The sequence below is a fragment of the Labedaea rhizosphaerae genome (assembly GCF_004362825.1).
Classification (GTDB): Bacteria; Actinomycetota; Actinomycetes; order Mycobacteriales; family Pseudonocardiaceae; genus Labedaea; species Labedaea rhizosphaerae.
The window spans coordinates 1-25,691 of the sequence record NZ_SNXZ01000005.1; the positions used below are offsets into that span (position 1 = coordinate 1).

Sequence of the window (25,691 nt, forward strand, 5' to 3'; positions counted from 1 at the left end):
AGCAGGACTCAACGTCCAGGAACGATCAGTGCTCACCTGCCGGCCGGCTACCACCAGGAGTGTGCCGGATGACTCACTCCCAGAACTGATTAGGATCGACACCGTGGCAACCGACGACCTGATGGCCCGGGCCCTGGCCGCTCTGCCCGAAGTGGACGGACCGCTGTCGGTGGAGGTGATCCACCGGCTCGCCGACACAAGCGACCTGGCCACCCCGATGACCATCGCCGAGGTCGCCGACGCGCTGGACCTCTCGCCGCACACCCTGCGCTACTACGAGCGGGTGGGCCTGGTCACCGTCGACCGGGACGCCAACGGCCACCGCAGCTACGACGCGGAAGCCGTGCGCCGCTTGGTGTTCCTGACCCGCATGCGCCTGTCCGGCATGCCCATGCGCGACCTGCAGCACTACGTCGAGCTGGTCGACAAGGGCGAGCAAACGGTGCCCGAACGGCTCGACATGCTCCTGGAACACCGCGACACCATCCGGCGGCAACTGCGGGAGCTGACGTTGTCGCTGGCCGCCACCGAGTACAAGATCGCTACTTACGGCGGCAACACCGGCGTGTGAGGTTCCGCGCTGTCACCGGGGTTCTCGGCCGCTTCGGGCAAGCCGGGCACGAGGTCGTCGAAGTAGGCATAGACGTCCGGGACGGCGCCAGACCCCTTGTCGTACAACGCGATGGCCGCCTCGATGATCCGCTGGGTGGTCTCGTCCACCTGGTCCATGGCGTGTCCAAACTGGGGGTGCCTCCGTGCCATGACGGGGATTTCATGGCACGGAGGCGGGTGGACCACCAGCTAGGCACTGTCCTGCGGATCCGTGGTCGCGGTCTTCGCGCCGAGATCCACAGGACAGCGCCTAGGACGCCTCGATCGTGGGGCTTTCGATGTCCGGCGTCTGCGGCTCGAAGAGTTTCGGATCGTCGAGACCGTACTTGCGCTGGTGCTCCTTGTCTTGGTCGCCACCCGCACGGGCGCCGCCCATGGCACCCATCGGCATGCCGCCCGCCGTGGTGCCGGAGCTCTTCGCCGCGGGGCGGGACTCCTGCTGCTGCCTGCGTTCCTCGCGCGCGCCGCCGATCCCGGCGCCGGTGCGCGAACCCGGGGCCGCGCCGGTGCGCGAACCGCCCGAGCCGGAGCGGGAGACGCCCTCGGCCGAGCCCATGCCGAGGCTGTTGGTGAGCCCGCTGCCGTGGTAGGTCGTCCCGGTGCCGCCGGTGGAGTGGTACGGGGTCGTGGTCGGTGACGTGGCCGGGATCGACGAGATCGGCGACGGGGTCACGCTCGACGCATGCGTGCCGGGCGTCACCGAGGTGTCCTGGCTCGCCGACGGCGTCGGGGACACGTCGCCCAGCGACGAGCCACCGCCCGAGCCACCGCCCGAGCCCGAGGACAGGGCCGGCTGGTCCTTGCTGCCCCAGTCGGCCAGGTCCTGGGCCTGCTGCGGGGTGTCCGAACCCGCCGCCGCGCCGCCTTGTGGCTGCTCGGCACCGGCGCTCAGCGTCTGCCCCTGCGCCTCGGGCTGGACGCTCTGGCTGCTGATGCTGGTCATCGCCGTCCGGATCAGGTTGACGATGGCCATGCCGCCCTGCACGAGCTTCATCAGGTTGTCGCCACTGGCCATGAGCGCGGCGAGCTTCGCGGCGATCCGCAGCGCATACTCCACCGCGATCGCGATGCACGGCGGGATGGCCTCGGCGATGCTCTCGCCGTTGGTCTCCCCCGCCCGAGCGACGGCCTGCGTCATGATCGGGACGATCTGCGAGACCGCCTCGGCGATCAGCTCGGTGACCTCCGCGATGCACTGCGCCACGACCTGACCGGCACCGACGATCGCGCTGGCGGTCGAGTTGCTGGCCCCGCCGAGGCCCGCGACGCCGTCGGCGTGCTGCGCGGCGGCGTTGCGGTACTCGTCCGCGGCCTCCCCGGTCCAGCCGGAGGTCTGCGCGGTGGTCGACGCCCGGTAGTCGCCGGCCAGGTTGCCGAGGTCCGAACCCGCGGAGCTGAAGTCCTGCGACCCGGACGACACCGAACCCGAGTCGCCGCCCTGCAGCTGCGTGAGCCCCTCACCGAGGAACGACACGAGCGGCGTGAACCACGCGAGTCCCGCGGCCGCCAGCCCGGACAACGGGTTGAGGCCCGAGTTGAGGAAGCCGAGCGCGGAGTTCGGCCGGCCGAGCCCCGGTGCGATCCACCCCTGCGCCTGGATGGCTTGGTCGTTCGCCTGCAGGTCGGCGACCATCTGAGCGGTGTTGGTGTTGGTCATCGGGGGTACTCCTCGGTCAACTTGGTGGAGTTGCCGCCGTCGGTGTTCTGGTAGCTGGTGGCCGTGTGGCTGATGCCGGTGGAGAGCTCGGCGACCGAGGACGACGCGGCGGTGATCGTGTTCGCCACCTGCGTCATCGCGCCGCCGAGCCCGGTGGCGAGGAACTGGGCGAAGACACCGAGCGCGAGGTCGGACAGGCCGCTGGGCAGTTTGCCGCCGATGGCGGACAGTTGCTCGGCGACGTCGCTGACGCTGGCCGCGTGGCCGTGGAGCTGCTGGGTGTCGACGTCGAATTGGGGACTCATTGGGTGATCTCCGGAGGGTTGGCGAAGTAGTCGTCGTCGTCTCGGTCCTTGATCACCGGCACGCCGGCCGGCAGGTGCTGTTTGATCACCTCCAGCGCGGGCCCCTCGCCGAAGTACTTGCTCGAGATGCCGGCGATCTGGGTGCTGACCTCGTGCCGCGCCCTGCGCGTGGTGTCCAGGATGAGCCGTGCGAGTTCATGGGATTCCAGCGTTCGAGCTTCGGGGGTGAGGGTGAGGTCCTCGAGCACGCCGCCCGCGTTGACCTTCACCTCGACCTCGCCACGCGGCGAGCTGACCGTCACCCCGACCTTGCGGAGGCGGGAGCTGGCGTCCTTGGCCCGCGCCGAGACCTCGCTGATCCGCTTCTCATACTGCGCCAGCCACTCTTGTGGATCCATCGTCTTCCCTCCTGGCGCTCATGGCCAACTCGTCGATCGCGTGGCGTATTTCGTCCTGGCGCAAGGCGTTGACGCTGATCCACCCGTCCGCGCCGCGGTTGACCCGGACCCGGCCGCGTGGACCGTCCACCCAGGACAGATCGGTGCCGATCCGGCCCGCGCCGCGCCGGCTCGCGCCCAGCTGCCCGGTGCCGTTCAGCTCCGGGATGATCCGGCCGAGGTCCTCGATGACCGCGGAATCGGCGTCCTGCGGGGAGAGCGTGATCGGCATGGCGATGGCCGACTCGATGTCGGGCACCATCTCGAACAGCTCGTCGGTGAGCGCGCTCTGCGCCACCCGCTGGATCCGCACGCCGTTGGTCGCCGGGTTCGTCGACAGGTCACCGGTCAGCGGCTGGCGGCACAGCAGCGTCCACGACCGGTAGATCATGGCGACGACGCCGACGGTGAGGCCCGGGTCGACCAGCACGAGGTCGACCGAGCCGCGGTACTCCCGCAACGCCGTGACCACCTCGGCGGCCAGGCCCAGCGGCCCGCGTTCGCCGGCCAGCCCCCTGGCTCGCAAGGTCACCCCGGCCGCGGCCAGCAGGATCTGGCGCTCCCCCTCGATCCGGCCGAACTCGGGCACCCGCAACGGGAACGGGAACCGCGTGCCCGCGTGGGTGGCCAGCAGGTCGAGTTCGACGAGTCCGAAGTGGACACCTTGGTCGGCGGGCGGCTCTGGGGTGGCCGCTTCCTCGGTCATGTCGCCGTTGGCCCGTCGCTGAGCTGCCAGGCGACCTCGCTGTCGCCCTCCTGGTACCGGTGCACCGTGGCCTGCAGCGCGCGGTGGTAGCTCGCCAGTTCGGTGTCGGCCGCGCTGACCTCGCCGGTCAGCCCGCTCGGACCGGCCGCGTCACGCAACCGCAGCGCAAGGTGCAGCGCGGGTGGCGCCGAGCCGAGCAACGGGTTGTGCTCGCCGAGCCGCTGCGCGGAGGACACCAGCCCGTTGGTCTGGTCGGCGATGTCGACCAGCGCGCGGACCTGGTCGACCAGCTCCTCGGGCAGGAGTTCGTAGCCCTGCTTCTTAGAGGCCAATGTTGCGCTCCCTGTCCGTCAGCTCCCCGATCACCGAGGAACTGGTCCGCTCATCCAGCGAGAAGAGCCCGTTCTCCACGTTCGGCAGGCGGTTGGTGCGCCGCTTGTCGTCGTCACCGCCCATGCCCCGGCCCATCGGCGGGTACATGCCCATCGGGCCGCCGGCCCCGCGCTTGGCGGCCGCGTTGCTCAGCGCGGCGTTCTCGGCGGCCAGCACGCTCTGCACGCCACCGGGACCGGCGCCGGTCAGGGCACCGGGACTCGGCGCGTTGCCGGTGCCGCCCGCGCCGCCGCCGGTGAGCCGCGACCACGGCACCCCACCGCCGGTGCCGCCACCGGTCAGCCCGCCACCGCCGGCCGAGGCTGGGCTCGTGTACCCGGGATCGTCGACGCCGTAGGAGCGGGCGTCGGTGTCGCCGGGCTGCGGCGGCACTACCTGGTGGCTGCTGGCCCGCAGGCTTTCCTCGTAGGTCTGCATGACCCGCACGGCTTCGGCCTTCTGCGCCCCCGCCACCGCGTCACCGGTGAAGATCCGCGCGCCACCGATGATCACCGCGTTGAGCGGTGGCATCGGACCGGCACCCACGGCGCTCGACATCAGCGTCACCGGGTCCGGCGGCGGTGGCGGCATGTTGGTGCGCGCGACCGCGAGCGCGTCACCGGCGTCGCTCGCCGCCTTCTGCACCGTGCCGGCCCGGGCGCCGACGTTCCAGACGCGGTCGCTCAGCTCCGCGAGCCGGTCAGCGGCGACCTCGGCCGCGCGGCCCTGCCAGTTCGAACGCAACGCGTCGCCCTGGCTGCGCAGCGCGTCAGCCGACGCGGTGAGGGCCTCGCTGTGCCGGCCCCACTCGTCGGCGACGCCGGCGACGTCGCCCACGTCCGCGTCCTCACCCCACAGCATCTGGTAGAGCTGCTCGTGGGTGTACGCGTTCCAGTGCGTGTCGCCCGGCGGCGTGGGGGACGAGAAGAACTCCGCCCACACGCTGTCGAGCGCGTTGGTCAGGGTCGACGTGAGCGACCCCAACGGCCCGTCCGGACTCAGGACCCCGGTGACCGTGCTCGCCAGCTCTTCGACAGTTTCGAACACAGCGCAGAGAGTGACATGTGAAGATCCCGCAGGGCGAGAGCTGGGCGGCGGACATCTATGTCCCCTGAGGAAAACCGCAGGTCAGGCCGCGTCGATCAGGTGAGCTTGCAGCCGCGCGTGCCGGAACTGGTAGACCGCCCCGACCTGGCGCAGCACCCCCCGCCGGCACGCGTCGTCGAGGAAGGCGGCCACCGACCACGGCAGCCGGCCGGTCAGCGGCAGCCAGACCCGCGCGAACACCAGCCACTGGCCCCACGCGCTCAGGCAGGTCCCGATCGCGAGCCCGACCACCGCGCCGATCGCGAGGTCGCGCGGGATCGCGGCCGGGTCCAGGTGGCCGAGCGCGACCGCGCTCATCACCAGGTGGGCGAGGCCGAGCACCAACCCCAGGCCGAGGAACTCGACAACGACTATCGCCCGGTTGGTGCGCAGCAGGCCGCTGGGGCCGACGACCGATCTGATGTCGACCGGGGCTTCGAACCCGGCCATCAGCCCCCACCAGAGCCCGGTGAGCGTCCCCATCACGGCCCCGGTCACGAGACCGCCGAGGAACCCGAACCCGACCAGGCCCATGGGGTTGTGCCCGGCGGCGTTCCCGAGACCCAGGATCAGGCCGACGCAGATCCCGCCGGCCACGCCGATCAGGAATCTGGGCCCCAGCCTGCTCCGCAGCTGCCGCGACCCGCCCCGGGCACGCAGCCGGACCCGCGCCGGCTCCAGGGCTCCACCCGCGCGCGCGATCACCACGGCGTGCCCGACCCCGAAGGCCAGCCCGAACCCGAGCACGTTCTCCACCGCGATCACGAACGCGTTGGCCTCGGTGGGAACCGGCGGGCCGGCCAGCCAGATCAGCAGGCCCGTGAGCAGCCCGACGGCGAGCCCGCCCACCAGCCCGACGACCAGCGCGCGGGCACCGCGGCGCATCGCGGTGCCCAGCTGCCACCAGGCCAGGTCGGCGCTGCCGATCTGCTCGAGGTGCCGGGCGAGGTAGCCGAGCCAGCCGCGCGCGCGTTCGGTGTCCCAGCGCGCGTCCTGGTGCTGGTAGACGGTCGGGATGAAGCTGCCGAGCAGGTGGTCCTCGAGCTCGTACTGGCTGCCGAACCGCGCGGTGTCCAGCAGCACGGCGGGATCGGGGCCGTCGGCGTCGCTGTAGATGGCGCGGGCGAGCCCGACCATCAGCGGAGTGGTCAGCACCGCGCGCAGGTTGACGCACTCCGGGCGCTCCGGGTGCTCCTTCAGCTCGGTGAGCACGGGATCCCACAGGGTCGCGCCCGCGTCCTTGCGCGTGGTCCGGGGCAGGTAGTCGAACAGGTCGGTGACGGTGAGGTCGGTCAGCCGGACGGCCGCGGCGGCGGTCAGGGCGGCCGAGCGGGCGGCGGTCAGGAATTCGCCGGGGCGGCTGGTGACCAGCAGCGGCAGGGTCGTGGCGTTGAGCTTGCGCAGGGCGTCGCGGTGCAGGCCGGCGGCGAGCTCGTCGAAGCCGTCCAGCACGGGCAGGATGCGACCGGCGTCGACCAGGACGGTCGCGAGGTCCGGACCGTCGTGGCCGGTGGTCGCCAGCGACGGGAAGTCGCGTGTGAGCCGGTCGGCCAGCCAGTCCCGGAACGCGGTGGTGGTCGGGTCCCAGGACCCGGGGTTGACGATGACCGGCACCGGGTCGCTTCGATCGCGGATGCGCAGCAGCTCCAGGGCGAACCGCGCGGCGAGCACGGACTTGCCCGACCCCGCGCGCCCGAGCACGACCAGCCGCCCGGACGGGATCCGCCGGTAGACGGTGGCGATGTCGTGCAGCCGGCCGGCCAGGTCCAGCGGTTTGGCCCGCTCCCCGGGCAGCACCCGGCAGATGTTCTCCCAGTGGTCCATGACCGTGCTGGGGGCCAGCTCCCAGCGGACCGGCAGCGGGAACGGATCCTGGATCCCGCGCAGCTCCTCCTCGCGCTTGAGGCGTCCTTCGACCACCAGCGCGAGCTCGCCGGCGGCCTCCGCCAACCGCCGCTCCGACGCCGACTCGACCCGGTTGCCGTTGCCGGGCGGCGCTTCCGGCAAGTCCTGCCCACCCACCGCGGCCAGCATCTGGGCCCGCTCGTCGGAGCCGAGCTCGAGCGCGTCGGCGAGCAGCCGCACGGTCTCGATCTGAGGGTTGGCGCTCTCGCCGTTCTCGAACCGGCGGATGGTCCGCGCGGAGACACCCGACGAGGTCCCGAGTTCCTGTTGCGTCAGCCCCTTCTGCAGCCGGAACTGCCGGAGCAACACACTGAACTGGCTCGTCACACAGCGCACCCTATCCAACGCGGCCCGCCACAAGCGGCGGGTCCGAGGTTGTCAACGCCGCGGCAGCGGCCGACGATAACCACCTGAGACGGCACGACGGAGGCAGCATGACGGGCGGCTATTCCATACCGCCAGGACGCTCGCATGGCCGCGAGTTGTACCTGCGCTGCCGTGCCTGCGCCGAGGAGATCGGGCCCGTGTTCCGGGTGCCGGCCAAGTGCCCGAAATGCCAGGCGCCGAAGAGCGAGCTGGCCAAGGTCGAGCGCCGGTGACGCATGCCGGGTGACTCCTTGAAGGACCTGACCGAGGTCTTCACCCGGCGGTTCCTGCTCAACGCCTTGCTGCCGACCTTCGTGTTCGCCGCCGCGACGGCCACCTTGATCGTCCACAGCACCGCCGGTCTCCCAGCTGCCGCCGCCTGGTGGGGCCGGCTCGATGCGCTCACCAAGATCGCGATGGCCCTGCTCGTCGCCGTGTGCACGTTCTTCCTGTCCTCGGCCGTGGCGAGCCAGTGGCGCGGGTTGATCCGCCTATACGAGGGCTACCCGTTGGTCGGCCTGCTGGGACGGTTTCAGCGGTCCGCGCCGGGGATCTCTGCCCACGAAGCGCGGCGAGCCCGGCTCGCGGACACCAGCCGCGCCGAGGTGACCGACCAGTACTACAGGTACCCACCAGAGGACACCGACGAGGGGCCGATCCCGGTGTTGCCTACCCGCCTCGGGAACATCCTGCTCGCCGGTGAGTACTACTCGACCGACCACTACAAGATCGACTGTGTTGTCTTCTGGCCCCGGCTGTTCCCGCTGCTACCACCCGCGTTCCGGACCAACTACCAAGCGGCGCAGGCCAATGCCGAATTCCCGTTGGTGGTGTCGTTCGAAGCCGCGGTGGCCACGGTGATCGGAGCAACGGCAGTGCTGCTCGGGCACGGCGCGCCGCTGTTGTTCGCCGGTGTCGTGCTCGTTGGCGCCGCGCTGTCCTACGGCGCGTACGTCACCGCCTTGACTGGAGCGACCGAGTTGGCCGAGCAGCAGCGCACCGCGTGGGACCTCTACCGCGACCGGCTGCTGCGGCAGTGGCCGTCGGTCCTGGACGTTCGGGACGAAGAAGAGGCATTCGAGCACATCTACGGATTCGTGGTGCAGGGCTTCCGACCGCAATGGGATCGTCCGCACCGCCGATACCTGCGCCGCCACCCCGCCCCGCCGGATCAAGGCGACTGATAGGGCTCGGTTCGTACCACGACCGGCGCGGTTGCACGCAGTCCCGCAACTATCGGCACCTGTGCGGCCGACACTTGGAGCACGACGGCGGCACGTGGTCCGGACACGAGGTCGAGCACCAGCGCTCCGCTGACCCGTTGCGCCCTGGCGCCGGAAGAAAGCAGGACATCAACCAGGTCGCCGCGCTGCAGCCGGTCGCCGAGGGTGGTCTCGGGTGCCGCGGCCAGAGCGACCACCGGGCCACCCAGGGAGCCCGGTGGCAACACCGGGCCCATGGCGCTCGGGACCAGCGGACGCCCCGCCGGCTGTGCTTGCACCGTGTACCGCCCGATCAACGACTCAGGCGAGCCGGTCGCACCGTCCGGCGCTGAGCCGTGCGGCACCGCGACGACGCGCACGTCGGACTTCGCCACCTGGTGGTACGGCGGCAGGTCGCGTACCGGCTCGCACACGTAATCGGAACCACTCGTGACCGACAGGTAGATCACGCCCGCACCGCCGAAGAGCAGGACGGCCAGCCACGCGATCAGCGACAGCCGCACGGGACGGATCCGCATCCCCTGAACCTAGCCAGCCACGCCCGCGCGTTGGCCTCGACACGCTTCAGAGGTCGAGACCGGCGAAGAACGCTGCTGCCGCGGGGCTCAGGGGCCGGTGTGCGGCGTGCACCAGCACCAGCTCGCGGTCGATGCGGGGTTTGGTGGTCAGGGCCCGCACCCTCGGGTGGCGATCGAGGGTCTCCGGCGGGACGAGGGCGATGCCCATGCCGTGCTCGATGGCGCCGAGGAGATCAGGGATGGTGTCGACCTCGCAGATGCTGTTGCGCCGCAAGCCGATTCGCTCGTAGGCGGCATCGATGCGGGCGCGCAGGGCCGAGTCCACCCGGTACTCCACGAAGTCGCGATCGGACAGCTCGCGCAGCGCGATGTGGTCGCGCTCGGCCAGCGGGTCGGCGTCGTGCACGGCGAGCACCAGGGATTGCACGGCCAGCGGGCGGGTGCTGAGGCGGCGGTCATCGAAGGGGCGGTCCACGAACGCCGCGTCGAGTTCGCCGTCGACGACGTCGCTCACCAGGGCGGGCACCGAGCCGTGGCGCAGCTGCAGGTAGACGCCGGGGTGGCGGATGTGGAACTCGGCCAGCAGCCGGGGCATCGAGATCTCGCCCAGCGTCTGGATCGCGCCGAGGCGCAGCCGGCCCCGCAGCAGCCCGCGCACGGCGGCCACCGCGTCACGGCCTTCCTCAGCGGCCTCGACCGATCGGCGGGCCGCGGGCACCAGCGCTCGCCCGGCCTCGGTCAGCTCCACCCCGCGCCGCGACCGGACCAGCAACTCCGTGCCCAGTTCCCGCTCCAGCGCGGCGATCGAGCTGGACAGGCTCGACTGCACGAGGTGCACCCGGGCCGCCGCGCGGGTGAAGTGCAACTCCTCGGCGAGCACCAGGAAGTGCTCCAGCTGCCGCAACTCCATCCATCGATCATATCGATCGTGCGGATGGAGTGAATCTGTTGGACTGATGCTGACTTGCCGGTCAAGGTGGAAACCATGAGGCGAGGCTTCTGGGGTGTCGCGTTCGCGTTCGGCGCGACCATGCTCGGCACGACGTTGCCGACGCCGCTGTATCCGTTGCTGCAACACGAATACGGCTTCGGCGAACTGGTCAGCACGGTCCTGTACGCGGTCTACGCACTGGGGGTGATCGCGGCTCTGCTGCTGTTCGGCCACGCGTCGGACGTGATCGGCCGGCGGCGGGTGCTGCTCGCCGCGCTCGCCTGCGCCGCGTTGTCGGCCGTCGCGTTCCTCAGCGGCGCCGGGTTGGCGGCACTGCTCATCGGCCGGGTGCTCTCCGGGCTCTCGGCCGGACTGGTCACCGGCACGGCCACCGCGGCGCTGGGCGATCTAGGCCGCGATCGGCACCACGCCGGGCTGGTGGCGACCGTGGCCAACATGTTCGGCCTGGGCTGCGGTCCCCTGCTCAGCGGCGTGCTCGCCACCACCGCCCCGGATCCATTGCACCTGCCCTTCCTGGCCCACCTGGCTTTGCTGGTGCCCGCGGCCGTGGCCGTGTGGCGCGCGCCCGAACCGGTGCCGGCCCGGCCGGGCGCCCGGCTGCGCATCGACCGGCCCACCGTGCCCGCCGAGGTGCGGCCGGTGTTCCTGCCCGCTGCCACCGCCATGTTCGCGATCTTCGCCGTGTTCGGGCTGGCGGCCGCCGTGGAACCGTCGCTGCTGGTGCGGTTGCTCGACGTGCGCAGCCCGGTGGTGCCCGGCGCGGTCGTGTTCGCGATGTTCGCGGCCTCTGCCGCCGGGCAGGTCGCTTCGCGCCGGTTGCGCACAAGTCGTGCGCTGTCCCTCGGCTGCGCGATCGTGCTCGTGGGCATCATCGGGTTCGCCACGGCACTGGCGACCGAGTCCGCGGCCGTGCTGGCCGCCGCCACGGTCGTCATCGGCGCGGGTCAGGGCGTGGCGTTCCGCGCCGCGATCGCCGCGATCGGCGACCGCGCACCGGCCGACCGGCGGGCCGGGACCATGTCCGGCTTCTTCGTCGTGGTCTACGCCGGCATCTCGCTTCCCGTGGTGCTGGCCGGTGCCGCGTCCGTCCACTGGGGACTGCGCGCGTCCGGGCTCGGCTTCGCCGCGGCGGTCGCCGTGCTCATCGTCGTCGCCCTGACCGCCAACTCTCCACAAAGGACAACTCGATGAGCTTCCAGACCGGTGTGCGTTCGCGGCCGGACCTCGTGGTCGAGGCGGCCGACGTCACCGACGTCCAGCGCGCGATCACCCAGGGCCTGCCTGTCTCAGCACAGGCGACCGGGCACGGCGCGATGTCGTCGGACGGCGGGGTGCTGATCAACACCGCCCGGCTCGACCACGTGCACATCGATCCGCAGGCGCGCACCGCGGAAGTCGGCGCCGGCGTCACGTGGGACGGGGTCGTCCGCGAAGCCGCGCGCCATGGACTCGCACCACTCAGCGGTACCTCGCCGACGGTCGGCGTCGCCGGGTACACCCTCGGCGGCGGCTTGAGCCCGTTGTCGCGCAGGTACGGCTACGCGGCCGATCACGTGCTCAGCGTCGACATCGTGCTGCCCAGCGGGGAACACCGCCGGGTCAGCGCCGACGACGAGGACCTCTTCTGGGCCCTGCGGGGTGCGGGCCGCAGCTTCGGCGTCGTGACTTCGTTGCGGTTCAAGCTCTTCCCGGTCGACCGGATCCTCGGCGGCAGCCTCACCTTCGACCCGGCCCGGTTCCCCGAGGTGCTCCAGCACTATCGCAAGTGGACAGACGAGGTTCCCGACGACCTGACCTCGGCGCTCGCCTTGACCAACTTCCCCGACTCCCCTGGCATGCCGCCGCCGTTGCGCGGCCGCAAGGTGCTGCGGGTGGTCGTCGTCGGCGGGGAAGAGCCGGCGCTCGAGCCGTTGCGCCGGATCGGTGTCCTCGAGGACACCGTCCGAGCCATGCGTTACGCCGACATCGCCGCGGTGTTCGCCGAACCGACCACGCCACACGGCTTCCAAGGCGATGCCGTCGTCGCCACCGACCTCGATCCAGCGGCCGCGGCCGACTTCGCCGACCTGTTCGATCCCGGTGCCGAGCACGCCATGTTCCTCGTCGTGCACCACCTCGGCGGCGCCATGGCCACCCCGCCGACGCCCGCGAACGCCGTCGGCCATCGCGACGCCCGGTTCCTGGTCCGCGCCACCACGCCGGTCGTGTACCCCGCCGCGGCGGGGCTCGGTGCCCTGCACAGCACGATGATCGAGAAGCTCGGCCGCGGGTCGAAGCGCCGGATGCTCAACTTCCTGTTCGGCGACGCCCCGCAGCAGGCGGCGACCTGCTACGACCCCGCAGACCACCGCCGCCTCACCGAACTCAAGCGCCGGATTGACCCCACGAACCTCATCCGGCCCGCGCGCGGGATCTAGCGGGCCACCTCGATGCCGACCTGCCAGTTCTTGCGCAAGATCATGGTGTGCGTGGGTTCCGTGGTGAACCCGGCCGCTTCGAGGCGCTGGGCGATCGCGTCGCCGACGTTGTCGTGCAGGTGCTCGCTCATCGGGCGGCTGCCGTGCCCGTGGCTGTGCTGGTCGACCTTGATATCGGCGAGCACGAACACGCCACCCGGGCGCAGCACCCGGCGCACTTCGGCCAGCATCTCGTCCTTCGACTTGGTGTCGAGGTGGTGCAGCATCAGGCTGGAGAACACGCGGTCGAACGAGTCGTCCGGGTAGGGCAGTTCCTGCGCGAAGCCGCGCTCCAGCCGGGCCTTCTTCACCTTGCGGCGGGCGCGGGCCAGCGCCTTCGGGTCGGGGTCGAGGCCGCTGAGCTCGACGTCGGGGCGCCGGGTGGCGGTGGCGCGCAACAGGTTCCCCGTGCCGCAGCCGATGTCCAGCACGCGCTGACCGGCCGTCAGCCCCGCGCGTTCGATCATTTCCTCGTGCACCCGGCCGACCCGGAACAGGCGGTGCACGACGTCGTAGAGGGGCAGCAGGAAGTGCTTGCCCATGCCCGGCAGGTAGTCACGTTCGGACGTTGTTTCGGTCATGATGCGATTGTGACTGCCTTTGGACCTGCGGATCTGTACGGATCCGTGGTTTGAGTGGGACGATTCGACGATGCGGACGGTACGGCGCGCGCCGAGCAAGGACCTGCCTGCCACCTACTCGATGGTGCTGGCTCCGGGCGAGCTGCCGGTGACGACCTGGCGGATGGACCACGGCTGGCGGAGCGGCGGCACCGGCACGTTCGAGGAGCACGCACACGACTTCCCCGGTATCGCGTACTTCGAGACCTCGGGCGGCACCCTGCGCACCGGCCGCCGCAGCTGGCCGATCGAAGCGGGCGATCTCTACGTGGTCGGGCCCGGCGACCTGATGGGCCACGTCGACGCGGCCGAGCTGGCCGGCTGCCACGGCTGGGGTGTGTTCTTCACCGCCGACGCCCTCGGCCCGGACGTCCCCGGCGCGCACATGGCCTGGCGTACGCACCCGTTGCTGTTCCCCTTCGTCCGCGGCGGCGCCATCGGCGCGTTGCGGCTGCGCGTGCCGGCCGCGGAACGTCCTGAGTGGATCGCCCGCATCAAGGCCATGCACACGGAGCTGACCGAGCGTCGTGACGGCTACCGGGAGGCCGTGCTCGCGCACCTGGTGTTGTTGCTGGTGGGCGTCTCGCGGCTCGCGGCCGATGTGGTCGGCGATCTGCGGGAGAACCGGGAACCGTTGCTGGCGGCCGTGTTCGAGGTGATCGAGCGGCGCTACCCGCAGCCGCTGTCGCTGCGTGACGTGGCCGCCGCCGTCAACGTCTCCCCCGGCCACCTGACCTCGACCGTCCGCAGGCGGACCGGGCGCACCGTGCAGGAGTGGATCACCGAGCGCCGCATGGTCCAGGCCCGCCGCCTCCTGGCCGCGACGGAGTTGCCGGTCGGTGACGTGGGCAGTCAAGTCGGCTTCCGCGATGCGGGGTACTTCGCCCGCACGTTCCGGAAGGTGCACGGCATCAGCCCGGTGCAATGGCGCCGCGCCGGAACCGACACGCAGGGCTGAGGCGCCATCATGGGCGGGTGGCGAACCGGCTGATCCTGGTCAACGGCCTGCCTGGTGCCGGCAAGTCGACCCTCGCGGCCCGGCTGGCCCGGGAACTCGGCTGCCCGTGGCTGTCGAAGGATCGGATCAAGGAAGCCCTTGCCGACGTGGTGGCCTGGCCTGGGCTCGAGCCGAGCCTCGGCGCCGTGGCCACGGAGGCGTTGTGGGCCTTGGCCGCACGCGTGCCCGGGCTCGTCGTCGCCGAGTCCTGGTGGTTCGCCCCGCGCGATCGCGACTTCCTGGCGCGGGGCCTCGCCACCGCCGGTGCGCGCTCGTCGGTCGAGGTGTGGTGCGACGTCTCCGCGCGGATCGCTCGCGGCCGCTACGAGCAACGGCGGCGACACCCCGTGCACCGGGACGATCGGGACATGACCGCGGAATGGCGGCGGTGGGCCGAGGACGGCGAGCCGGTCGCCCTCGGCCCGGTCGTGCGGGTCGACACCAGCGGCCCGGTGGACACCGCGCGGCTGGCCGAGCAGCTCAGGGCGATGCTCGTTTGACTCTGGGTCGCCGGAGAGTTAGGAAGTGCGCATGGCCGACATCGACGAGGGCGACGACGACGTCTTCGAGCAGCTCGACGCCAGTGACACGCTCGAGTACGGGCGGCCGGCGGACCCACTCGACGAGGGCTACACGGCCGCCGAGAAGCCCTGGGCTTCCAACGACTGGGGCACCACCGCCGCGGAGCTGCGCCAGGGCGAAGGGCTCGACGGGCGGCTGGCCCGCGAGCTGCCTGACCTCGGCTACGAGGAAGACGACGATGGCCTGGGCGATGCCGAGGACACCGACGGCGAACTGCTCGACGACGAGGTCGGCGATCTGCGGGCCGGGCGGCTGCTCGGCGTGGACGGCGACGACGAGCTGGTGGCGACCGACGTCGGCATCGACGGCGCGGGTGCCTCCGCGGAAGAGGCCGCCGTCAACGTGGTGCGTGAGGACAACCGCGGCTAGACGAGCTCGCGCAGCCGCCAGAGGTACCGGCACGCGAGTGTCCGGTGTGGACGCCACGGCTGCCCGATCCGCTCGAACTCGGCCGGGGTCGGTGGTTTCGCCAGCTTGTAGCGGCGTTCGACCACCTTGCGCAGCTCGAGGTCACCGACCGGCAGCACGTCCGGGCGGTGCAGGTGGAAGATCAGGAACAGGTCGGCGGTCCACCCGCCGATGCCCTTCACCGCGGTCAGCTGGGTGATCACGGCCGCGTCCGGCAGCTCGTGCAGGCGGTCGAGGTCGACCGCGCCGGAGCGGATGTGCTCGGCGAGCGAGCGCAACGACGCGGTCTTCGCATGCGAGAGGCCCGCCGCCGTCCGCAGTTCGTCCGGATTCTCGGCAAGGACTTCCTCAGGCGTCGGCAGCCGTCCGTCGTACCGCTCGGTCAGCTTGCGGTAGATGGCGCGTGCGGCGATGTTCGAGATGTTCTGACCGGCGATCGCCCGCACCAGCACCCCGTAGTGGTCCAGTGGCATCTCCGGGTGACCGGCCGCCAAGGTCGGCGCCTCGCCCCCGGCGACCACCTCGTCCATGATCGCGGCCAGGACGGGATCCGCTCGACGCAGGTGCTCTTCGGCCGTGGTCATGGGCACAGGGTATGGCGTCACCGCTCTGCCCGAATGGACTAGACCATTGGAGGGACGCGCTTGCCCGCGCGTTGACCGCGCAGCTCAGTTTCCCCTTTCCTCAAGACGCGAAGAAAGTTCACGTCGTCGGGGAAAGGGTTCGACATGCGCAGAGCACTGGTCGCGATCGCGGCCGCGCTGCTGGCGGTCGCCGGGTTGTCCGGGACCGCCACCGCCACGGCACCACAGTTCTCGGTTCTCGCCTTCTACAACGGAACCTACGACGCCGCGCACATCGACTACGTGCACGAGGCCAACCGCACGTTCCCGCAACTGGCCGCGAAATACGGCTTCAGCTACGAGGCGACCAACGACTGGGACCGGCTCGACTCGATCTCCGCCGACCAGTACCAGGTCGTGATGTTCCTCGACGACCTGCCGCAGAGCGCCGCCCAGCGCACCGGGTTCCAGCACTACATGGCCAACGGCGGCGCGTGGTTCGGCTTCCACGTCGCGGCGTTCACCACCGATCCGGGCGGCTGGAGCTGGTACCACGACACGTTCCTCGGCAGCGGGTCGTTCCAGACCAACACGTGGGGCCCGACGACCGCCGTGCTGAAGGTCGAAGACGCCACCCACCCGGCCACCCGGCGGCTGCCCGCGACGTTCACCAGCGGGGTCAGCGAGTGGTACAGCTGGTCCCACGACCTGCGGCAGAACCCGGACATCGACGTCCTCGCCTCGGTCGACCCGTCGAGCTTCCCGCTCGGCACCGACCCGAACCAGTCCTGGTACGACGGCTACTACCCGATCCTGTGGACGAACAAGAACTTCAAGATGCTTTACGCGAACTTCGGTCACAACGCGATGAACTACGACACCGGCACCGGGTTGTCGTCGACCTTCGCCGATCCGGCGCAGGACGCGTTCCTGATCGACGGGTTGTTGTGGCTCGGCGGCGCGGCGCCCAGTGACGCACCGACGGCGCCGATCGACCCGGCCGCGTGGTTCACGGTCACCGGCGCGGACGGTGCGTGCGTCACGGCTTCCGGTACGGCCAACGGTTCCGCGGTGCGGACCGGCGCGTGCGACGGCGGCGACAGCCAGCGGTTCCGGTTCGCGAGCACCGACGGGCCGTGGCTGCGGGTGGACAGCAAGCCCAACCCGGCAGCGGTCCTCGACGTCACCGATCGGTCCACTTCGGACAACGCGCCGATCCAGTTGTGGACCTACGGCAACGGCGCCAACCAGCAGTGGCAAGCCGTCGACGACGAGGGCGGCGCGTACCACCTGGTCAACAAGCTCAGCTCGAAGTGCCTGACCGAGACCGGCGGTCAGCTGACCCAGGTCACGTGCACCGGCGCGGGCAACCAGGAGTTCCGGCTGACGGCGGCGTGAGGCAAAACAAAAGGGCTCCTGGCAACCGGCCAGGAGCCCTTTTGCGTCGTCGTCGGCAATCCTACGGGGTGCCCAGCGCCACGGCCGGGAGCGCGCCCAGATCGCTCAATTTCTGCAAGCCCGCGATGACGCTCGTCAAATGCGCGCGCATCTGGGATTCCGCCTCGGCCTCGTCGCCGGAAATGACCGAGTCGATCACATCGAGGTGCTCGACCAGTCCTTGTTCGACCCGGCCGGGCAGCAACGCCACCTGGAACTGGTAGCGGACGCTCGAGTAGCGCAGCCGCTCCAGCACGCTGTTCGCCGTGCCCTGGCCGCCGAGCTCGCGGATCACCATGTGCGATTCCTGGCTGACGTCGTTGTACGCCACCACGTCGCCCGCCTTGACCGCCGAGCGCATCGCGTCGCCGAGCTTGCGCAGCCGGCGCTTGCCGTCGGCGCCGATCGACGCCGCCGCCTTGCGCGCGCACAGCCCCTCGACGACCGCGCGCACCTCGGTGATCTCGACGGCCTCCTGCAGCGAGATGGGGCGCACCCAGGCACCGCGGTTGCGCTCGCGTGCGACGAGCCCTTCGTTCTCCAGCAACACAAGCGCTTCGCGCACGCTCCCCCGCGACGAACCGAACAGGCTCGCGAGATCGAGTTCTACAAGTCGCTGTCCCGGAAACAACTGACCGTGGATGATTGCGGTTCGCAACCGTTCGACGAGTGGTTCAGGCTGCTTCATACCCGGCTACCCCCTCCTTTCTTGAGAACACTGCCACGAGACTGGTGCCGGTCATCGTACCGCTCGCGTTCATTCGTCCTGCGCATCAACAACCGACAACGAACGACCGGGCACGGAAACGACCACCTCGTCGCCGGGGCGCACGTCGCAGTGCCGGCCCGAGCGGCACTCCAGTCGCTGATCGCCGATCGCCACGATGTGGCGGATGCACTCCCCCTCGAAGGATTGGGTGACCACGGTTCCCGTCAGCTCGTTGGTGCCCGGCGAGCCGGCGGCCCCGGTGGCGAGGCGTGGCTCGAGGTCTTCCGGCCGCAGCACCACCGCGACCTCCTCCAGCCCGGCGGGCACCGCCTCGCCGAGCACCAGCGGGCCCACGCTCGTGAGCACCGTGCGCCGCCCGGAGCCGCTGTCCACCTTGGCGGGCAACAGGTTCGGTGATCCGACGAATCGGGCGACGAACAGGTTGGCCGGGCGGTCGTAGACCTCGCGCGGCGTGCCCTGCTGCATCACCCGGCCGCCGTTCATCACCGTGATCACGTCGGACATGGCCAGCGCCTCGGCCTGGTCGTGGGTGACGTACAACGTCGTGAGCCCGAGTTCGCGTTGCAGCCGCTTGAGTTCCAGCCGCATGGACGCACGCAGCTGGGCGTCGAGGTTGGAGAGCGGCTCGTCCAGCAGGAGCAGCCGCGGCCGGCCGACCATGGCCCGCGCGAACGCCAGCCGCTGCTGTTGCCCACCGGAGAGCTTGGTCGCCGGCCGGTCGACGTAGTCGGCGAGCCCGACCGACTCCAGCGCTTCCAGCACCAGCTTGTCGACCTCGGCCTTGGGGCGCTTGGCCCGGCCGGCCCGCATCGGGAACGCGACGTTCTGCTTGACCGACATGTGCGGCCAGATGGCGTAGGACTGGAAGACCATGCCGAGCCCGCGCCGGTCCGGCGAGAGGTCGACCGAGCGCGCGGCGGAGAACAGCGTGTCGCCGCCCAGCTCGATCTCGCCGGCGTCCGGGTGCTCCAGGCCGGCCACCGACCGCAACAGGGTCGTCTTGCCGCACCCCGACGGGCCGAGCAGCGTGTGGAACTGCCCGTCCTCGACCCGCAGGCTCACCCCGCCCAGCGCGGGACGCGTGGTGTCGACGTCCACCCCGCGCTTGCGCAGTCGCCGGACGGACTGGGGGTCGTAGTTCTTGACCACTTCGGTCACGGTGAGCATGGTTCGACCACCTTGCAGTCGGGGCTATTCGGCGCGGACACCGCGGCGGGCCGCGATGGTCTGCGAGACGACGACGAGGACCGTCAGCAGCAGGACGAGCACGACGCCGATCGCGGACACGAGCGTGGCGTTGCCGTCCTGGTACTGCTGGAAGATCGTCACCGAGACGACCTCCTTGCCCGGGGTGTACAGCAGGATGCTGCTCTGCAGCTCCCGGAAGCTCACGATGAGGATGTAGACCCACCCGCCGATCACGCCCGGGGCGGCCAGCGGGAGCAGCACCCGGCGCATCGTTGTGAACCACCGCGCGCCCGCGACCTGGGCGGACTCCTCGAGCTCACGCGACACCGTGGACAACGCGGCGCTCGCATACCGCATCCCATAAGGCAGGAAACGGGTCGTGTACGCGATGAACAGGATCACGAGCGTGCCGTAGATCGGCAGCGACACCCGCAGGTACACCACCGCGAGCGCGACACCGAAGACCAGACCCGGGATCACCAGCGGCGAGAACGTCAGCGCGTCCAGGAACCGGCGGCCCGCGCCGCCGGTGCGGACCACGATCCACGAGGCCACCGTGGCGAGCACCATCGCCGCGGTCGCCGCGCACACGGCGACGATCATCGTGTTCTCGAACGAGCCGACGATCCCGGGGTCGCTGAACAGCGTGCGGTAGTTGTTCAGCGACAGGTCGCCGAGCGCGTGGATGCCGGGTTGTTCGTACGTCTTGAGCAACGACGAGTACAGCAGGATCAGCAACGGCAGCGCGACGGCCAGGACGAAGTAGCCCAATACCAGCAACCCGGCCCACGGGCGGGCCCGGCCCAGCTTCTTGCGGCGCGGCCGGAACGCCTTGCCGCTGATCGTCCCCGATTCGCGCAGCGAGCCGCCGACCCGCCCGGCCAGCCACACGCCGAGGCAGGCGATCACCAGCAGGCCCACGCCGATCGCACCGACGGCCTGGTAGTCGGTCGGGTATTGCTGGTACAGGTAGTAGAGCCGGCTCGTCAGCACGTAGTGGCCGGCCGGGAGCCCGAGGAACGTGGGGATCTCGAAGACTTCCAGCGACTGGATGAACACGATCAACGCCGCACCCGCGAGCGCGGGCTTCACCATCGGCAGCGTGATCCGGGTCAGCACCCGCCAGCCACCGAGACCCGCGACGCGCCCGGCTTCCTCCATCGACGGATCGGAGGCGCGGAAAGCCGCTGACAGCAACAGGAACACGATCGGCGCGGAGTGCAGGCTCTGCACCCAGATCATGCCCCACACCGAGTAGACGTCGAACGGCCTGATGCCGAAGAGGAACCCGGTGACGTTGTTCATCAGCCCGATGTTGGCGCTGCCCAGGAAGATCCATGCCGGTGCGTACAGGATCGCCGGGATGATCAGCGGCACCAGCGCGGCCAGGCTGAGCAGCCGGCGGAACGGCACGTCGGTGCGCTCGGCGAGGTAGGCGAACCCGCCACCGATGACCATGGACACGACCATCGAGCCGAAGGCGAAGGCAAGCGTGTTCCCGACCATCGCCCACGTGTCGGCGTTGTCGGGGAACGCGTGCGCGAAGCCCGACAGGCCCGCGGTGCCGTCGTCGGCGACGAACGTCTTCCACAGCAGGAAGATCAGCGGCACCAGCACGAGGTAGGCCAGCAGCAGCACGACCACCGCGATCACGATGTGCTTGGCCTCGAAGCGCCCGGCGCGGCGGCGAGTCACCCGCTGAGACCGGACCGGACCGGTCTCAGCGGGGCGTTCGGGGCGGTCCGCGAGCGTGGTGCTCATTGCGGCAGCACCGGGTCCTGGCCCTTGAGCAGGTTGCTCCACGCCTGCTGCCACGCGTTGCCCTTGTCCGAGGCAAGGGTCTTCCAGTCGTCGTAGACGAACGTGGTGCCCTCAGGCAGCCGCGGCGTGTAACCCGGGATGGCCGACGGGTTGGTCGGGATGTAACCCGCGTCGTTGAGGTACTTCTGCGCCTCGGTCAGGTAGAAGTCGCAGAAGAGCAGGGCCGCGGCCGGGTGGGCGGCGCCCTTCATCGGGTTGGCGCCGAGGATCTGCAGCGTCACCGGCGTCATCGGCTGCTCGAAGGACAGCGTGGTGTTGCCGTTCGCGGGCACGTAGTGCAGGAAGTCGGACAGGAAGACCGGGAAGTCGCCTGCCTGCAACAGTTGCGTGTTGGCGACGTGGCCGTCGACGACCCGGAAGTTGGCCGCGACGCTCTTCATCATCTTGACGAAGTCCGCGTCGGACATGCCCTTCTGCTTCGTGTAGTAGTTGTAGAGGTCCTCGTACCAGTTGAAGTCACCCTGGTCGACGGCGATCTTGCCCTTCCACTTCGGGTCGGCGTAGCCCGCGATGTCCTTGGGCAGCTCGCCCGGCTGGACCTGCTTGGTGTTGTGGATGGGCAGGGTGGCGATGTAGTAGGCGCCGACCAGGTCGTCGGTCTTGGCCTCGTCCGGGACCTGCGCGGTGATGTCGCTCTGGTAGGGCGCGATCAGGCCCTTCTGGTCCAGGATCGCCATCTCCGAATCCTTGGTCTCGACGACGTCGTTCTGGATCCGGTGGGCGCCGGCCTCCTGCAGGATGCGCGTGCGCAGCTGTTCGGTGGTCGCCCGATAGATGGTGACCTTGATGCCGTACTTCTTCTCGAAGGCGGGGACGATCTCCGGCTTGATCGCCGAGTTCGTGATGTAGAGGCTGACCGAGCCCTCGGACTTGGCCGCGGCGACAAGTGCGTCCTCGCGGGTCTTCCCCTTCATCGACGCGTACTTCGCGTACGCGTCCTGGGCCGCTTGGGTGTTGGCCGTGGCGGGCGACCCGCATGCCGACAGCAGTGCGCCGATGCCGACCGCGGCGACGAGGCCGGCCAGTCCCCCCATGGGCTTCTTGAGCATCTTTGCTCCTCTTTCCGGTACCAGCCGCTTTTCGTTGACCGGACCCTACGTTATGTCTGACACGATTGCTAGCGTTTCAGTTGACTAAATTGTCCTACAATCATAGATCCACGACGAGCTGGTCCGTGGTGGATCGGCTGCAGCACAAGGTGATCAGCCCACCGGCCCGTTCGCTCGCGGTAAGCACGACGTCGCGGTGGTCGGCGGTCCCGGCGAGGACCTGGACCTTGCACGTGCCGCAGACGCCTTGCTCGCAGGCCGTCGGGACGAACACGCCCGCACGGTCGAGGGCCTGCGCGGGGGTGTCGGTCGGACCGACCTGCACCGTCACCTCGCTGCGGGCGGCGGTGAGCGTGAACGGCCGCCCTTCCGTGTCCGCGTCGTGCTTGAAGTGCTCGACCCGGACCGCGTCCGCGCCGAGTCCGGCGGCGGTGGCGCCCTTGCGCACGAACTCCATGAACGGCTCGGGCCCACAGACGTAGACCGTCGCGTTCGGACCGGCCGCCCGCAGCACGGACTCGGGCGCGAAGATGCCGCCGTCGGAGTCGGCACCGATGTGCAACGCTCCGTTCGGGACCAGTTCCGCCAGCTCGTCGGCGAAGGCCACCCGGTCCGGGGTGCGCACGCGGTAGTGGAACTCGAAGCTGCTGCCGCGCGCGGCCAGTTCGCGGGCCATCGCCAGCAACGGCGTCACGCCGATGCCGCCGGCGACCAGCACCGCGTGCTCGTCGTCCGCGCCGAGCTCGAAGGTGTTCTTCGGCTCGCTGACCAGGATCCGGTGGCCCGGCCGCAGGCGTTCGTGCACCAGCTGCGACCCACCACGCGAGTCCACGGTCTTGAGCACCGCGATCTTCGCCGTCGGCGCGGCCTTCGCCGCCGCCAGCAGGGAGTACTGCCGGATCAGGCCGTTGGGCAGGTAGACATCGACGTGCGCGCCGGGTCCGTGGTCGGGCCACGGGCGGCCGTCGACCGGGCGCAGCTCGACCTCCAGGACGCCCTGCGCGACGACCCGGCGCTCGACGACCTCGACCTCGACCACCCCGGCGTCCGTCTCGGCAGCCACCCCGGCGTCCGCCCCGTCGACTACCCCGTCGATCGCCGTCACGAGGCCGCCTCGGCCAGCCGATCGGCGGCGAGCCGGACGACCTGACGCGACGACAACGCGAGCAGCGGGTGGGCGCCCGCCTCGACCAGCGCGTCGAAACCGGGCTGGCGCAACGCGTTCTGGAAGTGCTCGGCCAGGCCGCTGCCCGCGATGACCTTCTCGGCGTCGCGCGCGTAGTCGTTGCGCAGGTCCTCCTCGACGATCAGCCGGTGCAGGAACTTGTTGAGCGGCAACGTCTCCGGCTCGGGGAACTTGTAGTAGACGTAGTCGTTGCTGGTGAACTCGTACCCGCCGTGGCGCGGCAGCGAGGTCTCCTTGCTGGCCTCGTGCACGTTGTCGCCGCCGACCTGCGGCAGGAACTGGATGACGCCCTGACCGTGGTGCGCCATCTCCTGGTACGACAGCAGGTGACCGGGAACCTGGCCGATGATGCCGAGCAGGACGCACCACGTGAGCAGCTCGCTCTCGCCGACCTCGTCGAGGTTGACCGGGGTGAGGTCGAGCAGGTCCTCGTAGCGGCCGGCCGCGGCTTCCTGGATGATCCAGCGGTCGAACTCGTAGTTCGGGGCCATGTACCGGGACGTGCCCGGGAAGTGCGACATGCCACCGCTGGCGATGACCGCGATCCGCTCGTCGCGGGTCTGCAGCGCGCGCCCGATGGCCTTGCCCAGCTCGTAGCAGCGGCGTGGACTGGGGATCGGCGGCAGGTAGGTGTTGACCAGCAACGGGATCACCGGCGCGTCGGTCTTGCCGAGGATGTACTTGAACGGCGTCAGGAAGGCGTGCCCGAGCACGGCCTCCTGCGAGTAGGTGATGTCAAAGCCGTCGGCGATGACCTTCTTGAGCAGGTCGATGGCGACCTCGGTGTGCACCTGCTTGCGCATCTGCTGTTCCATGTAGTGCGCCTCGCACTCCTGCGAGACCACCAGCGTGAAGGTGGGAACCGCCTCCAGCCAGAACGTCTCCAGGTGGTCCAGGCCGATGACGAGCACGGCGTCCGGCCGCGCCTTCTCCAGCTCGGCGCCGAACGCCACGAGCGCGTCGGTGCTGCGGTCGAGCTTGTCGAGTTCCTCGTGCTTGGGCCGGCTCAGCAGCTGCGGGGCGTGCACGGCGGCCGCCGCGGCGACGATCTCAGCCATGGTTTCCTCCAGTCGGGAAGTCTGCTGCGGTGATTTCGCCGGCGTCCACATAGGTCACGCCCAGGTCGGCCAGCTGGTCGCGCAGGGAGTAGAGGTCGAGCCCGAGGACGCCGGACGCGAGGCTGGCCCGCTTCTCGGTCTCGCGCTCCAGGCGGTGCTGGGCGGCGGCGAGCACGTCCTCGACCTGGTCCAGCGGAACGACCACGACGCCGTCGTCATCGGCCACGACGAGATCGCCCGGGTTGACCAGCGCCCCCGCGGCGACCACGGGGACGTTCACCGAACCCGGGGTGGCCTTCACCGTGCCCTGCGCCGACACGGCCTTGGACCACACCGGGAAGCGCAGCTCGGTCAGCTCCGCGACGTCCCGCACCCCGGCGTCGATGACCAGGCCGACCACTCCCCTGGCCCGCAACGACGTCGCGAGCAGCTCACCGAACATGCCGTCGGTCGATTCGGACACCGTGGTCACCACCAGCAGGTCGCCGGGGCGGCACTGCTCGACGGCGGCGTGGATCATCAGGTTGTCGCCGGGGTGGCAGAGCACCGTGACGGCCCGCCCGGCCACGGCGGGACCGTGGTAGATCGGCCGCAGGTACGGCTTCGTCAGCCCACGACGACCTTGCGCCTCGTGGACGGTCGCGACGCCGCAGCGCGCCGCCTTCTCGAGCTGTTCCGGGGTGGGCCCGCGATCGGAGCGGACGACGACATGATTCATGTGGGTCATACGATCGCCGTCGCCACGGTCGGGAAGATCGACTCGTAGGCCTCCGCGTGCTCGGCGCCCACGCCGCCGTTGCGCCTGTACTGCACGCCGCGCCGGGTGCCGAGATCGGTGTAGTAGTCGACGAGGTGGCCCTGCGCGCCACCCATCGCCGCCATCGCCGCGCGCTTGAGGTCGAACACCTCGGTGATGTCGAGCAGCAGGTCGGGCTTGAAGTGGCACTGCTCGGGCTGGTGCGGCTCGAAGCAGAGCACCTGCGGCGCGCCAATCGGCGGGTGCGCGGACGGGTGGCCCGCGGCCTGCGCCACCATCCGGCAGCGCAACGCCAGCTCGTGGGCGAAGCAGTGGTCCAGGTTGTACGGGTCGCGTTCGACGTGGGTGAGGATCACGCCCGGCTGGACGCGGCGCATGTCCTCGACCAGCCGGTCGGCCGCCGCGCGGTCGGGCGTCAGCGGGTAGTCGCCCATGTCGTAGAAGGTGATCTCGGCGCCCAGGATGTCGGCGGCCTGGCGGGCCTCGTCCTCGCGGGCCTGCTTGACCTTCTCGATGGTCATGCCTTCCTTGCGCCACAGCCCCTGCGACTCGCCGCGCTCGCCGTAGCTCAGGCAGACGACGTGCACCGGGTGCCCGGCCTTGGCGCTCAACGCGATCGCGCCGCCCGCACGCCACACGAAGTCCGCCGAATGGGCGCTCACCACGAGAACGCTCTTGCTTGCTTCCACAGTGGATATCC

The 25,691-nt window shown here is 70.4% G+C and carries 29 protein-coding genes; 9 read left to right on the forward strand and 20 right to left on the reverse strand.

Annotated elements, in window-relative coordinates:
• The first annotated feature begins 103 nt into the window (after window positions 1-103).
• Window positions 104-571, forward strand: a complete 468-nt coding sequence (locus EV186_RS26630; RefSeq protein ID WP_133852197.1) for a MerR family transcriptional regulator — start codon at window positions 104-106, stop codon at window positions 569-571.
• Here the strand turns inward: EV186_RS26630 and EV186_RS26635 are convergent.
• The 8 genes from EV186_RS26635 to EV186_RS26670 form a co-directional block, all read right to left on the reverse strand.
• Window positions 547-729: a hypothetical protein gene (locus EV186_RS26635; RefSeq protein ID WP_133852198.1), complete on the reverse strand. Its 183-nt coding sequence runs from the start codon at window positions 727-729 to the stop codon at window positions 547-549. The two genes, EV186_RS26630 and EV186_RS26635, sit on opposite strands and share 25 nt — an antisense overlap.
• A gap of 133 nt (window positions 730-862) precedes the next feature.
• The gene (locus EV186_RS26640; RefSeq protein ID WP_133852199.1) at window positions 863-2,269 is read right to left on the reverse strand and encodes a hypothetical protein; all 1,407 of its coding nucleotides are present in this window, start codon (window positions 2,267-2,269) and stop codon (window positions 863-865) included.
• Window positions 2,266-2,574 carry a type VII secretion target gene (locus tag EV186_RS26645; RefSeq protein ID WP_133852200.1) on the reverse strand — a complete coding sequence of 103 codons (309 nt, stop codon included), beginning with the start codon at window positions 2,572-2,574 and terminating at the stop codon, window positions 2,266-2,268. The genes EV186_RS26640 and EV186_RS26645 overlap by 4 nt, the downstream gene beginning before the upstream one ends.
• Complete coding sequence (locus tag EV186_RS26650) at window positions 2,571-2,972, reverse strand: YbaB/EbfC family nucleoid-associated protein (protein WP_133852201.1); 402 nt, start codon at window positions 2,970-2,972, stop codon at window positions 2,571-2,573. The genes EV186_RS26645 and EV186_RS26650 overlap by 4 nt, the downstream gene beginning before the upstream one ends.
• A complete protein-coding gene (locus tag EV186_RS26655) occupies window positions 2,941-3,717 on the reverse strand; it encodes an ESX secretion-associated protein EspG (protein WP_133852202.1) in 777 nt (258 codons plus the stop codon). The genes EV186_RS26650 and EV186_RS26655 overlap by 32 nt, the downstream gene beginning before the upstream one ends.
• Entirely contained in the window at window positions 3,714-4,049 is a 336-nt protein-coding gene (locus tag EV186_RS26660) for a hypothetical protein (RefSeq protein ID WP_133852203.1), read from the reverse strand. Before EV186_RS26660 ends, EV186_RS26655 begins: the two co-directional genes overlap by 4 nt.
• A complete protein-coding gene (locus tag EV186_RS26665; protein WP_133852204.1) occupies window positions 4,039-5,136 on the reverse strand; it encodes a WXG100 family type VII secretion target in 1,098 nt (365 codons plus the stop codon). Before EV186_RS26665 ends, EV186_RS26660 begins: the two co-directional genes overlap by 11 nt.
• A gap of 81 nt (window positions 5,137-5,217) precedes the next feature.
• Window positions 5,218-7,407 (reverse strand): helix-turn-helix transcriptional regulator, encoded by a 2,190-nt coding sequence (locus EV186_RS26670; protein WP_133852205.1) that lies wholly within the window; start codon window positions 7,405-7,407, stop codon window positions 5,218-5,220.
• A 107-nt stretch (window positions 7,408-7,514) separates the two neighbouring features.
• On the opposite strand from EV186_RS26670, the gene EV186_RS39065 reads away from it, so the two are divergent.
• Complete coding sequence (locus EV186_RS39065; protein WP_166659344.1) at window positions 7,515-7,679, forward strand: hypothetical protein; 165 nt, start codon at window positions 7,515-7,517, stop codon at window positions 7,677-7,679.
• 3 nt (window positions 7,680-7,682) lie between these two features.
• Complete coding sequence (locus tag EV186_RS26675) at window positions 7,683-8,630, forward strand: hypothetical protein (protein ID WP_133852206.1); 948 nt, start codon at window positions 7,683-7,685, stop codon at window positions 8,628-8,630.
• Here the strand turns inward: EV186_RS26675 and EV186_RS26680 are convergent.
• Window positions 8,618-9,187, reverse strand: a complete 570-nt coding sequence (locus tag EV186_RS26680) for a CpaB family protein (protein WP_133852207.1) — start codon at window positions 9,185-9,187, stop codon at window positions 8,618-8,620. The two genes, EV186_RS26675 and EV186_RS26680, sit on opposite strands and share 13 nt — an antisense overlap.
• Before the next feature lie 46 nt (window positions 9,188-9,233).
• Window positions 9,234-10,097, reverse strand: coding sequence for a LysR family transcriptional regulator (locus EV186_RS26685; protein WP_133852208.1), 864 nt, complete (start codon window positions 10,095-10,097; stop codon window positions 9,234-9,236).
• A 75-nt stretch (window positions 10,098-10,172) separates the two neighbouring features.
• Between EV186_RS26685 and EV186_RS26690 the strand changes: the two genes are divergently transcribed.
• Complete coding sequence (locus tag EV186_RS26690) at window positions 10,173-11,330, forward strand: MFS transporter (RefSeq protein ID WP_133852209.1); 1,158 nt, start codon at window positions 10,173-10,175, stop codon at window positions 11,328-11,330.
• A complete protein-coding gene (locus tag EV186_RS26695; protein ID WP_133852210.1) occupies window positions 11,327-12,556 on the forward strand; it encodes an FAD-binding oxidoreductase in 1,230 nt (409 codons plus the stop codon). Before EV186_RS26690 ends, EV186_RS26695 begins: the two co-directional genes overlap by 4 nt.
• On the opposite strand, the gene EV186_RS26700 is transcribed toward EV186_RS26695, so the two are convergent.
• Window positions 12,553-13,290 carry a class I SAM-dependent methyltransferase gene (locus EV186_RS26700; protein ID WP_279538329.1) on the reverse strand — a complete coding sequence of 246 codons (738 nt, stop codon included), beginning with the start codon at window positions 13,288-13,290 and terminating at the stop codon, window positions 12,553-12,555. The genes EV186_RS26695 and EV186_RS26700 overlap by 4 nt on opposite strands.
• Between EV186_RS26700 and EV186_RS40195 the strand changes: the two genes are divergently transcribed.
• The 3 genes from EV186_RS40195 to EV186_RS26715 are packed head-to-tail and all read left to right on the forward strand — an operon-like array spanning window position 13,247 to window position 15,163.
• A complete protein-coding gene (locus EV186_RS40195) occupies window positions 13,247-14,173 on the forward strand; it encodes a helix-turn-helix transcriptional regulator (protein WP_133852212.1) in 927 nt (308 codons plus the stop codon). The genes EV186_RS26700 and EV186_RS40195 overlap by 44 nt on opposite strands.
• Window positions 14,174-14,190: 17 nt before the next feature.
• Window positions 14,191-14,712, forward strand: a complete 522-nt coding sequence (locus tag EV186_RS26710; protein WP_208115808.1) for a P-loop nucleotide/nucleoside kinase family protein — start codon at window positions 14,191-14,193, stop codon at window positions 14,710-14,712.
• Between the two features lie 31 nt (window positions 14,713-14,743).
• A complete protein-coding gene (locus tag EV186_RS26715; protein WP_133852213.1) occupies window positions 14,744-15,163 on the forward strand; it encodes a DUF5709 domain-containing protein in 420 nt (139 codons plus the stop codon).
• Here EV186_RS26715 and EV186_RS26720 read toward each other — a convergent pair.
• Entirely contained in the window at window positions 15,160-15,786 is a 627-nt protein-coding gene (locus tag EV186_RS26720) for a DNA-3-methyladenine glycosylase family protein (RefSeq protein WP_133852214.1), read from the reverse strand. The genes EV186_RS26715 and EV186_RS26720 overlap by 4 nt on opposite strands.
• 144 nt (window positions 15,787-15,930) lie before the next feature.
• Between EV186_RS26720 and EV186_RS26725 the strand changes: the two genes are divergently transcribed.
• On the forward strand, window positions 15,931-17,163 hold the full coding sequence (locus EV186_RS26725) for a ThuA domain-containing protein (protein ID WP_133852215.1): 1,233 nt from the start codon (window positions 15,931-15,933) through the stop codon (window positions 17,161-17,163).
• Window positions 17,164-17,224: 61 nt separating this feature from the next.
• Here the strand turns inward: EV186_RS26725 and EV186_RS26730 are convergent, their stop codons facing one another.
• The 8 genes from EV186_RS26730 to EV186_RS26765 form a co-directional block, all read right to left on the reverse strand.
• Entirely contained in the window at window positions 17,225-17,890 is a 666-nt protein-coding gene (locus EV186_RS26730; RefSeq protein WP_133852216.1) for a GntR family transcriptional regulator, read from the reverse strand.
• 69 nt (window positions 17,891-17,959) lie between these two features.
• Entirely contained in the window at window positions 17,960-19,099 is a 1,140-nt protein-coding gene (locus EV186_RS26735; RefSeq protein ID WP_133852217.1) for an ABC transporter ATP-binding protein, read from the reverse strand.
• Between the two features lie 24 nt (window positions 19,100-19,123).
• Window positions 19,124-20,815: an ABC transporter permease gene (locus tag EV186_RS26740; RefSeq protein WP_208115809.1), complete on the reverse strand. Its 1,692-nt coding sequence runs from the start codon at window positions 20,813-20,815 to the stop codon at window positions 19,124-19,126.
• A 62-nt stretch (window positions 20,816-20,877) separates the two neighbouring features.
• The gene (locus EV186_RS26745) at window positions 20,878-21,990 is read right to left on the reverse strand and encodes an ABC transporter substrate-binding protein (protein ID WP_133852219.1); all 1,113 of its coding nucleotides are present in this window, start codon (window positions 21,988-21,990) and stop codon (window positions 20,878-20,880) included.
• 100 nt (window positions 21,991-22,090) lie between these two features.
• Entirely contained in the window at window positions 22,091-23,095 is a 1,005-nt protein-coding gene (locus tag EV186_RS26750) for a PDR/VanB family oxidoreductase (protein ID WP_133852220.1), read from the reverse strand.
• The gene (locus tag EV186_RS26755) at window positions 23,092-24,234 is read right to left on the reverse strand and encodes a DODA-type extradiol aromatic ring-opening family dioxygenase (protein WP_166659345.1); all 1,143 of its coding nucleotides are present in this window, start codon (window positions 24,232-24,234) and stop codon (window positions 23,092-23,094) included. The genes EV186_RS26750 and EV186_RS26755 overlap by 4 nt, the downstream gene beginning before the upstream one ends.
• The gene (locus tag EV186_RS26760) at window positions 24,227-24,952 is read right to left on the reverse strand and encodes a 4-carboxy-4-hydroxy-2-oxoadipate aldolase/oxaloacetate decarboxylase (RefSeq protein ID WP_133852222.1); all 726 of its coding nucleotides are present in this window, start codon (window positions 24,950-24,952) and stop codon (window positions 24,227-24,229) included. Before EV186_RS26760 ends, EV186_RS26755 begins: the two co-directional genes overlap by 8 nt.
• Window positions 24,953-24,957: 5 nt before the next feature.
• The gene (locus EV186_RS26765; RefSeq protein WP_243754300.1) at window positions 24,958-25,653 is read right to left on the reverse strand and encodes a PIG-L deacetylase family protein; all 696 of its coding nucleotides are present in this window, start codon (window positions 25,651-25,653) and stop codon (window positions 24,958-24,960) included.
• Window positions 25,654-25,691 lie beyond the last annotated feature (38 nt).

Bases quoted from the DNA above. Each gene is read 5' to 3' on its own strand.
- EV186_RS40195 (WP_133852212.1), top strand. From the start codon at position 13,247: ATGCGGACGGTACGGCGCGCGCCGAGCAAGGACCTGCCTGCCACCTAC.
- EV186_RS26655 (WP_133852202.1), bottom strand. From the start codon at position 3,717: ATGACCGAGGAAGCGGCCACCCCAGAGCCGCCCGCCGACCAAGGTGTC.
- EV186_RS26635 (WP_133852198.1), bottom strand. From the start codon at position 729: ATGGACCAGGTGGACGAGACCACCCAGCGGATCATCGAGGCGGCCATC.
- EV186_RS26675 (WP_133852206.1), top strand. From the start codon at position 7,683: ATGCCGGGTGACTCCTTGAAGGACCTGACCGAGGTCTTCACCCGGCGG.
- EV186_RS26715 (WP_133852213.1), top strand. From the start codon at position 14,744: ATGGCCGACATCGACGAGGGCGACGACGACGTCTTCGAGCAGCTCGAC.
- EV186_RS26640 (WP_133852199.1), bottom strand. From the start codon at position 2,269: ATGACCAACACCAACACCGCTCAGATGGTCGCCGACCTGCAGGCGAAC.
- EV186_RS26725 (WP_133852215.1), top strand. From the start codon at position 15,931: ATGCGCAGAGCACTGGTCGCGATCGCGGCCGCGCTGCTGGCGGTCGCC.
- EV186_RS26730 (WP_133852216.1), bottom strand. From the start codon at position 17,890: ATGAAGCAGCCTGAACCACTCGTCGAACGGTTGCGAACCGCAATCATC.
- EV186_RS26685 (WP_133852208.1), bottom strand. From the start codon at position 10,097: ATGGAGTTGCGGCAGCTGGAGCACTTCCTGGTGCTCGCCGAGGAGTTG.
- EV186_RS26650 (WP_133852201.1), bottom strand. From the start codon at position 2,972: ATGGATCCACAAGAGTGGCTGGCGCAGTATGAGAAGCGGATCAGCGAG.
- EV186_RS26695 (WP_133852210.1), top strand. From the start codon at position 11,327: ATGAGCTTCCAGACCGGTGTGCGTTCGCGGCCGGACCTCGTGGTCGAG.
- EV186_RS26690 (WP_133852209.1), top strand. From the start codon at position 10,173: ATGAGGCGAGGCTTCTGGGGTGTCGCGTTCGCGTTCGGCGCGACCATG.
- EV186_RS26680 (WP_133852207.1), bottom strand. From the start codon at position 9,187: ATGCGGATCCGTCCCGTGCGGCTGTCGCTGATCGCGTGGCTGGCCGTC.
- EV186_RS26755 (WP_166659345.1), bottom strand. From the start codon at position 24,234: ATGGCTGAGATCGTCGCCGCGGCGGCCGCCGTGCACGCCCCGCAGCTG.
- EV186_RS26735 (WP_133852217.1), bottom strand. From the start codon at position 19,099: ATGCTCACCGTGACCGAAGTGGTCAAGAACTACGACCCCCAGTCCGTC.
- EV186_RS26745 (WP_133852219.1), bottom strand. From the start codon at position 21,990: ATGCTCAAGAAGCCCATGGGGGGACTGGCCGGCCTCGTCGCCGCGGTC.
- EV186_RS39065 (WP_166659344.1), top strand. From the start codon at position 7,515: ATGACGGGCGGCTATTCCATACCGCCAGGACGCTCGCATGGCCGCGAG.
- EV186_RS26720 (WP_133852214.1), bottom strand. From the start codon at position 15,786: ATGACCACGGCCGAAGAGCACCTGCGTCGAGCGGATCCCGTCCTGGCC.
- EV186_RS26645 (WP_133852200.1), bottom strand. From the start codon at position 2,574: ATGAGTCCCCAATTCGACGTCGACACCCAGCAGCTCCACGGCCACGCG.
- EV186_RS26760 (WP_133852222.1), bottom strand. From the start codon at position 24,952: ATGAATCATGTCGTCGTCCGCTCCGATCGCGGGCCCACCCCGGAACAG.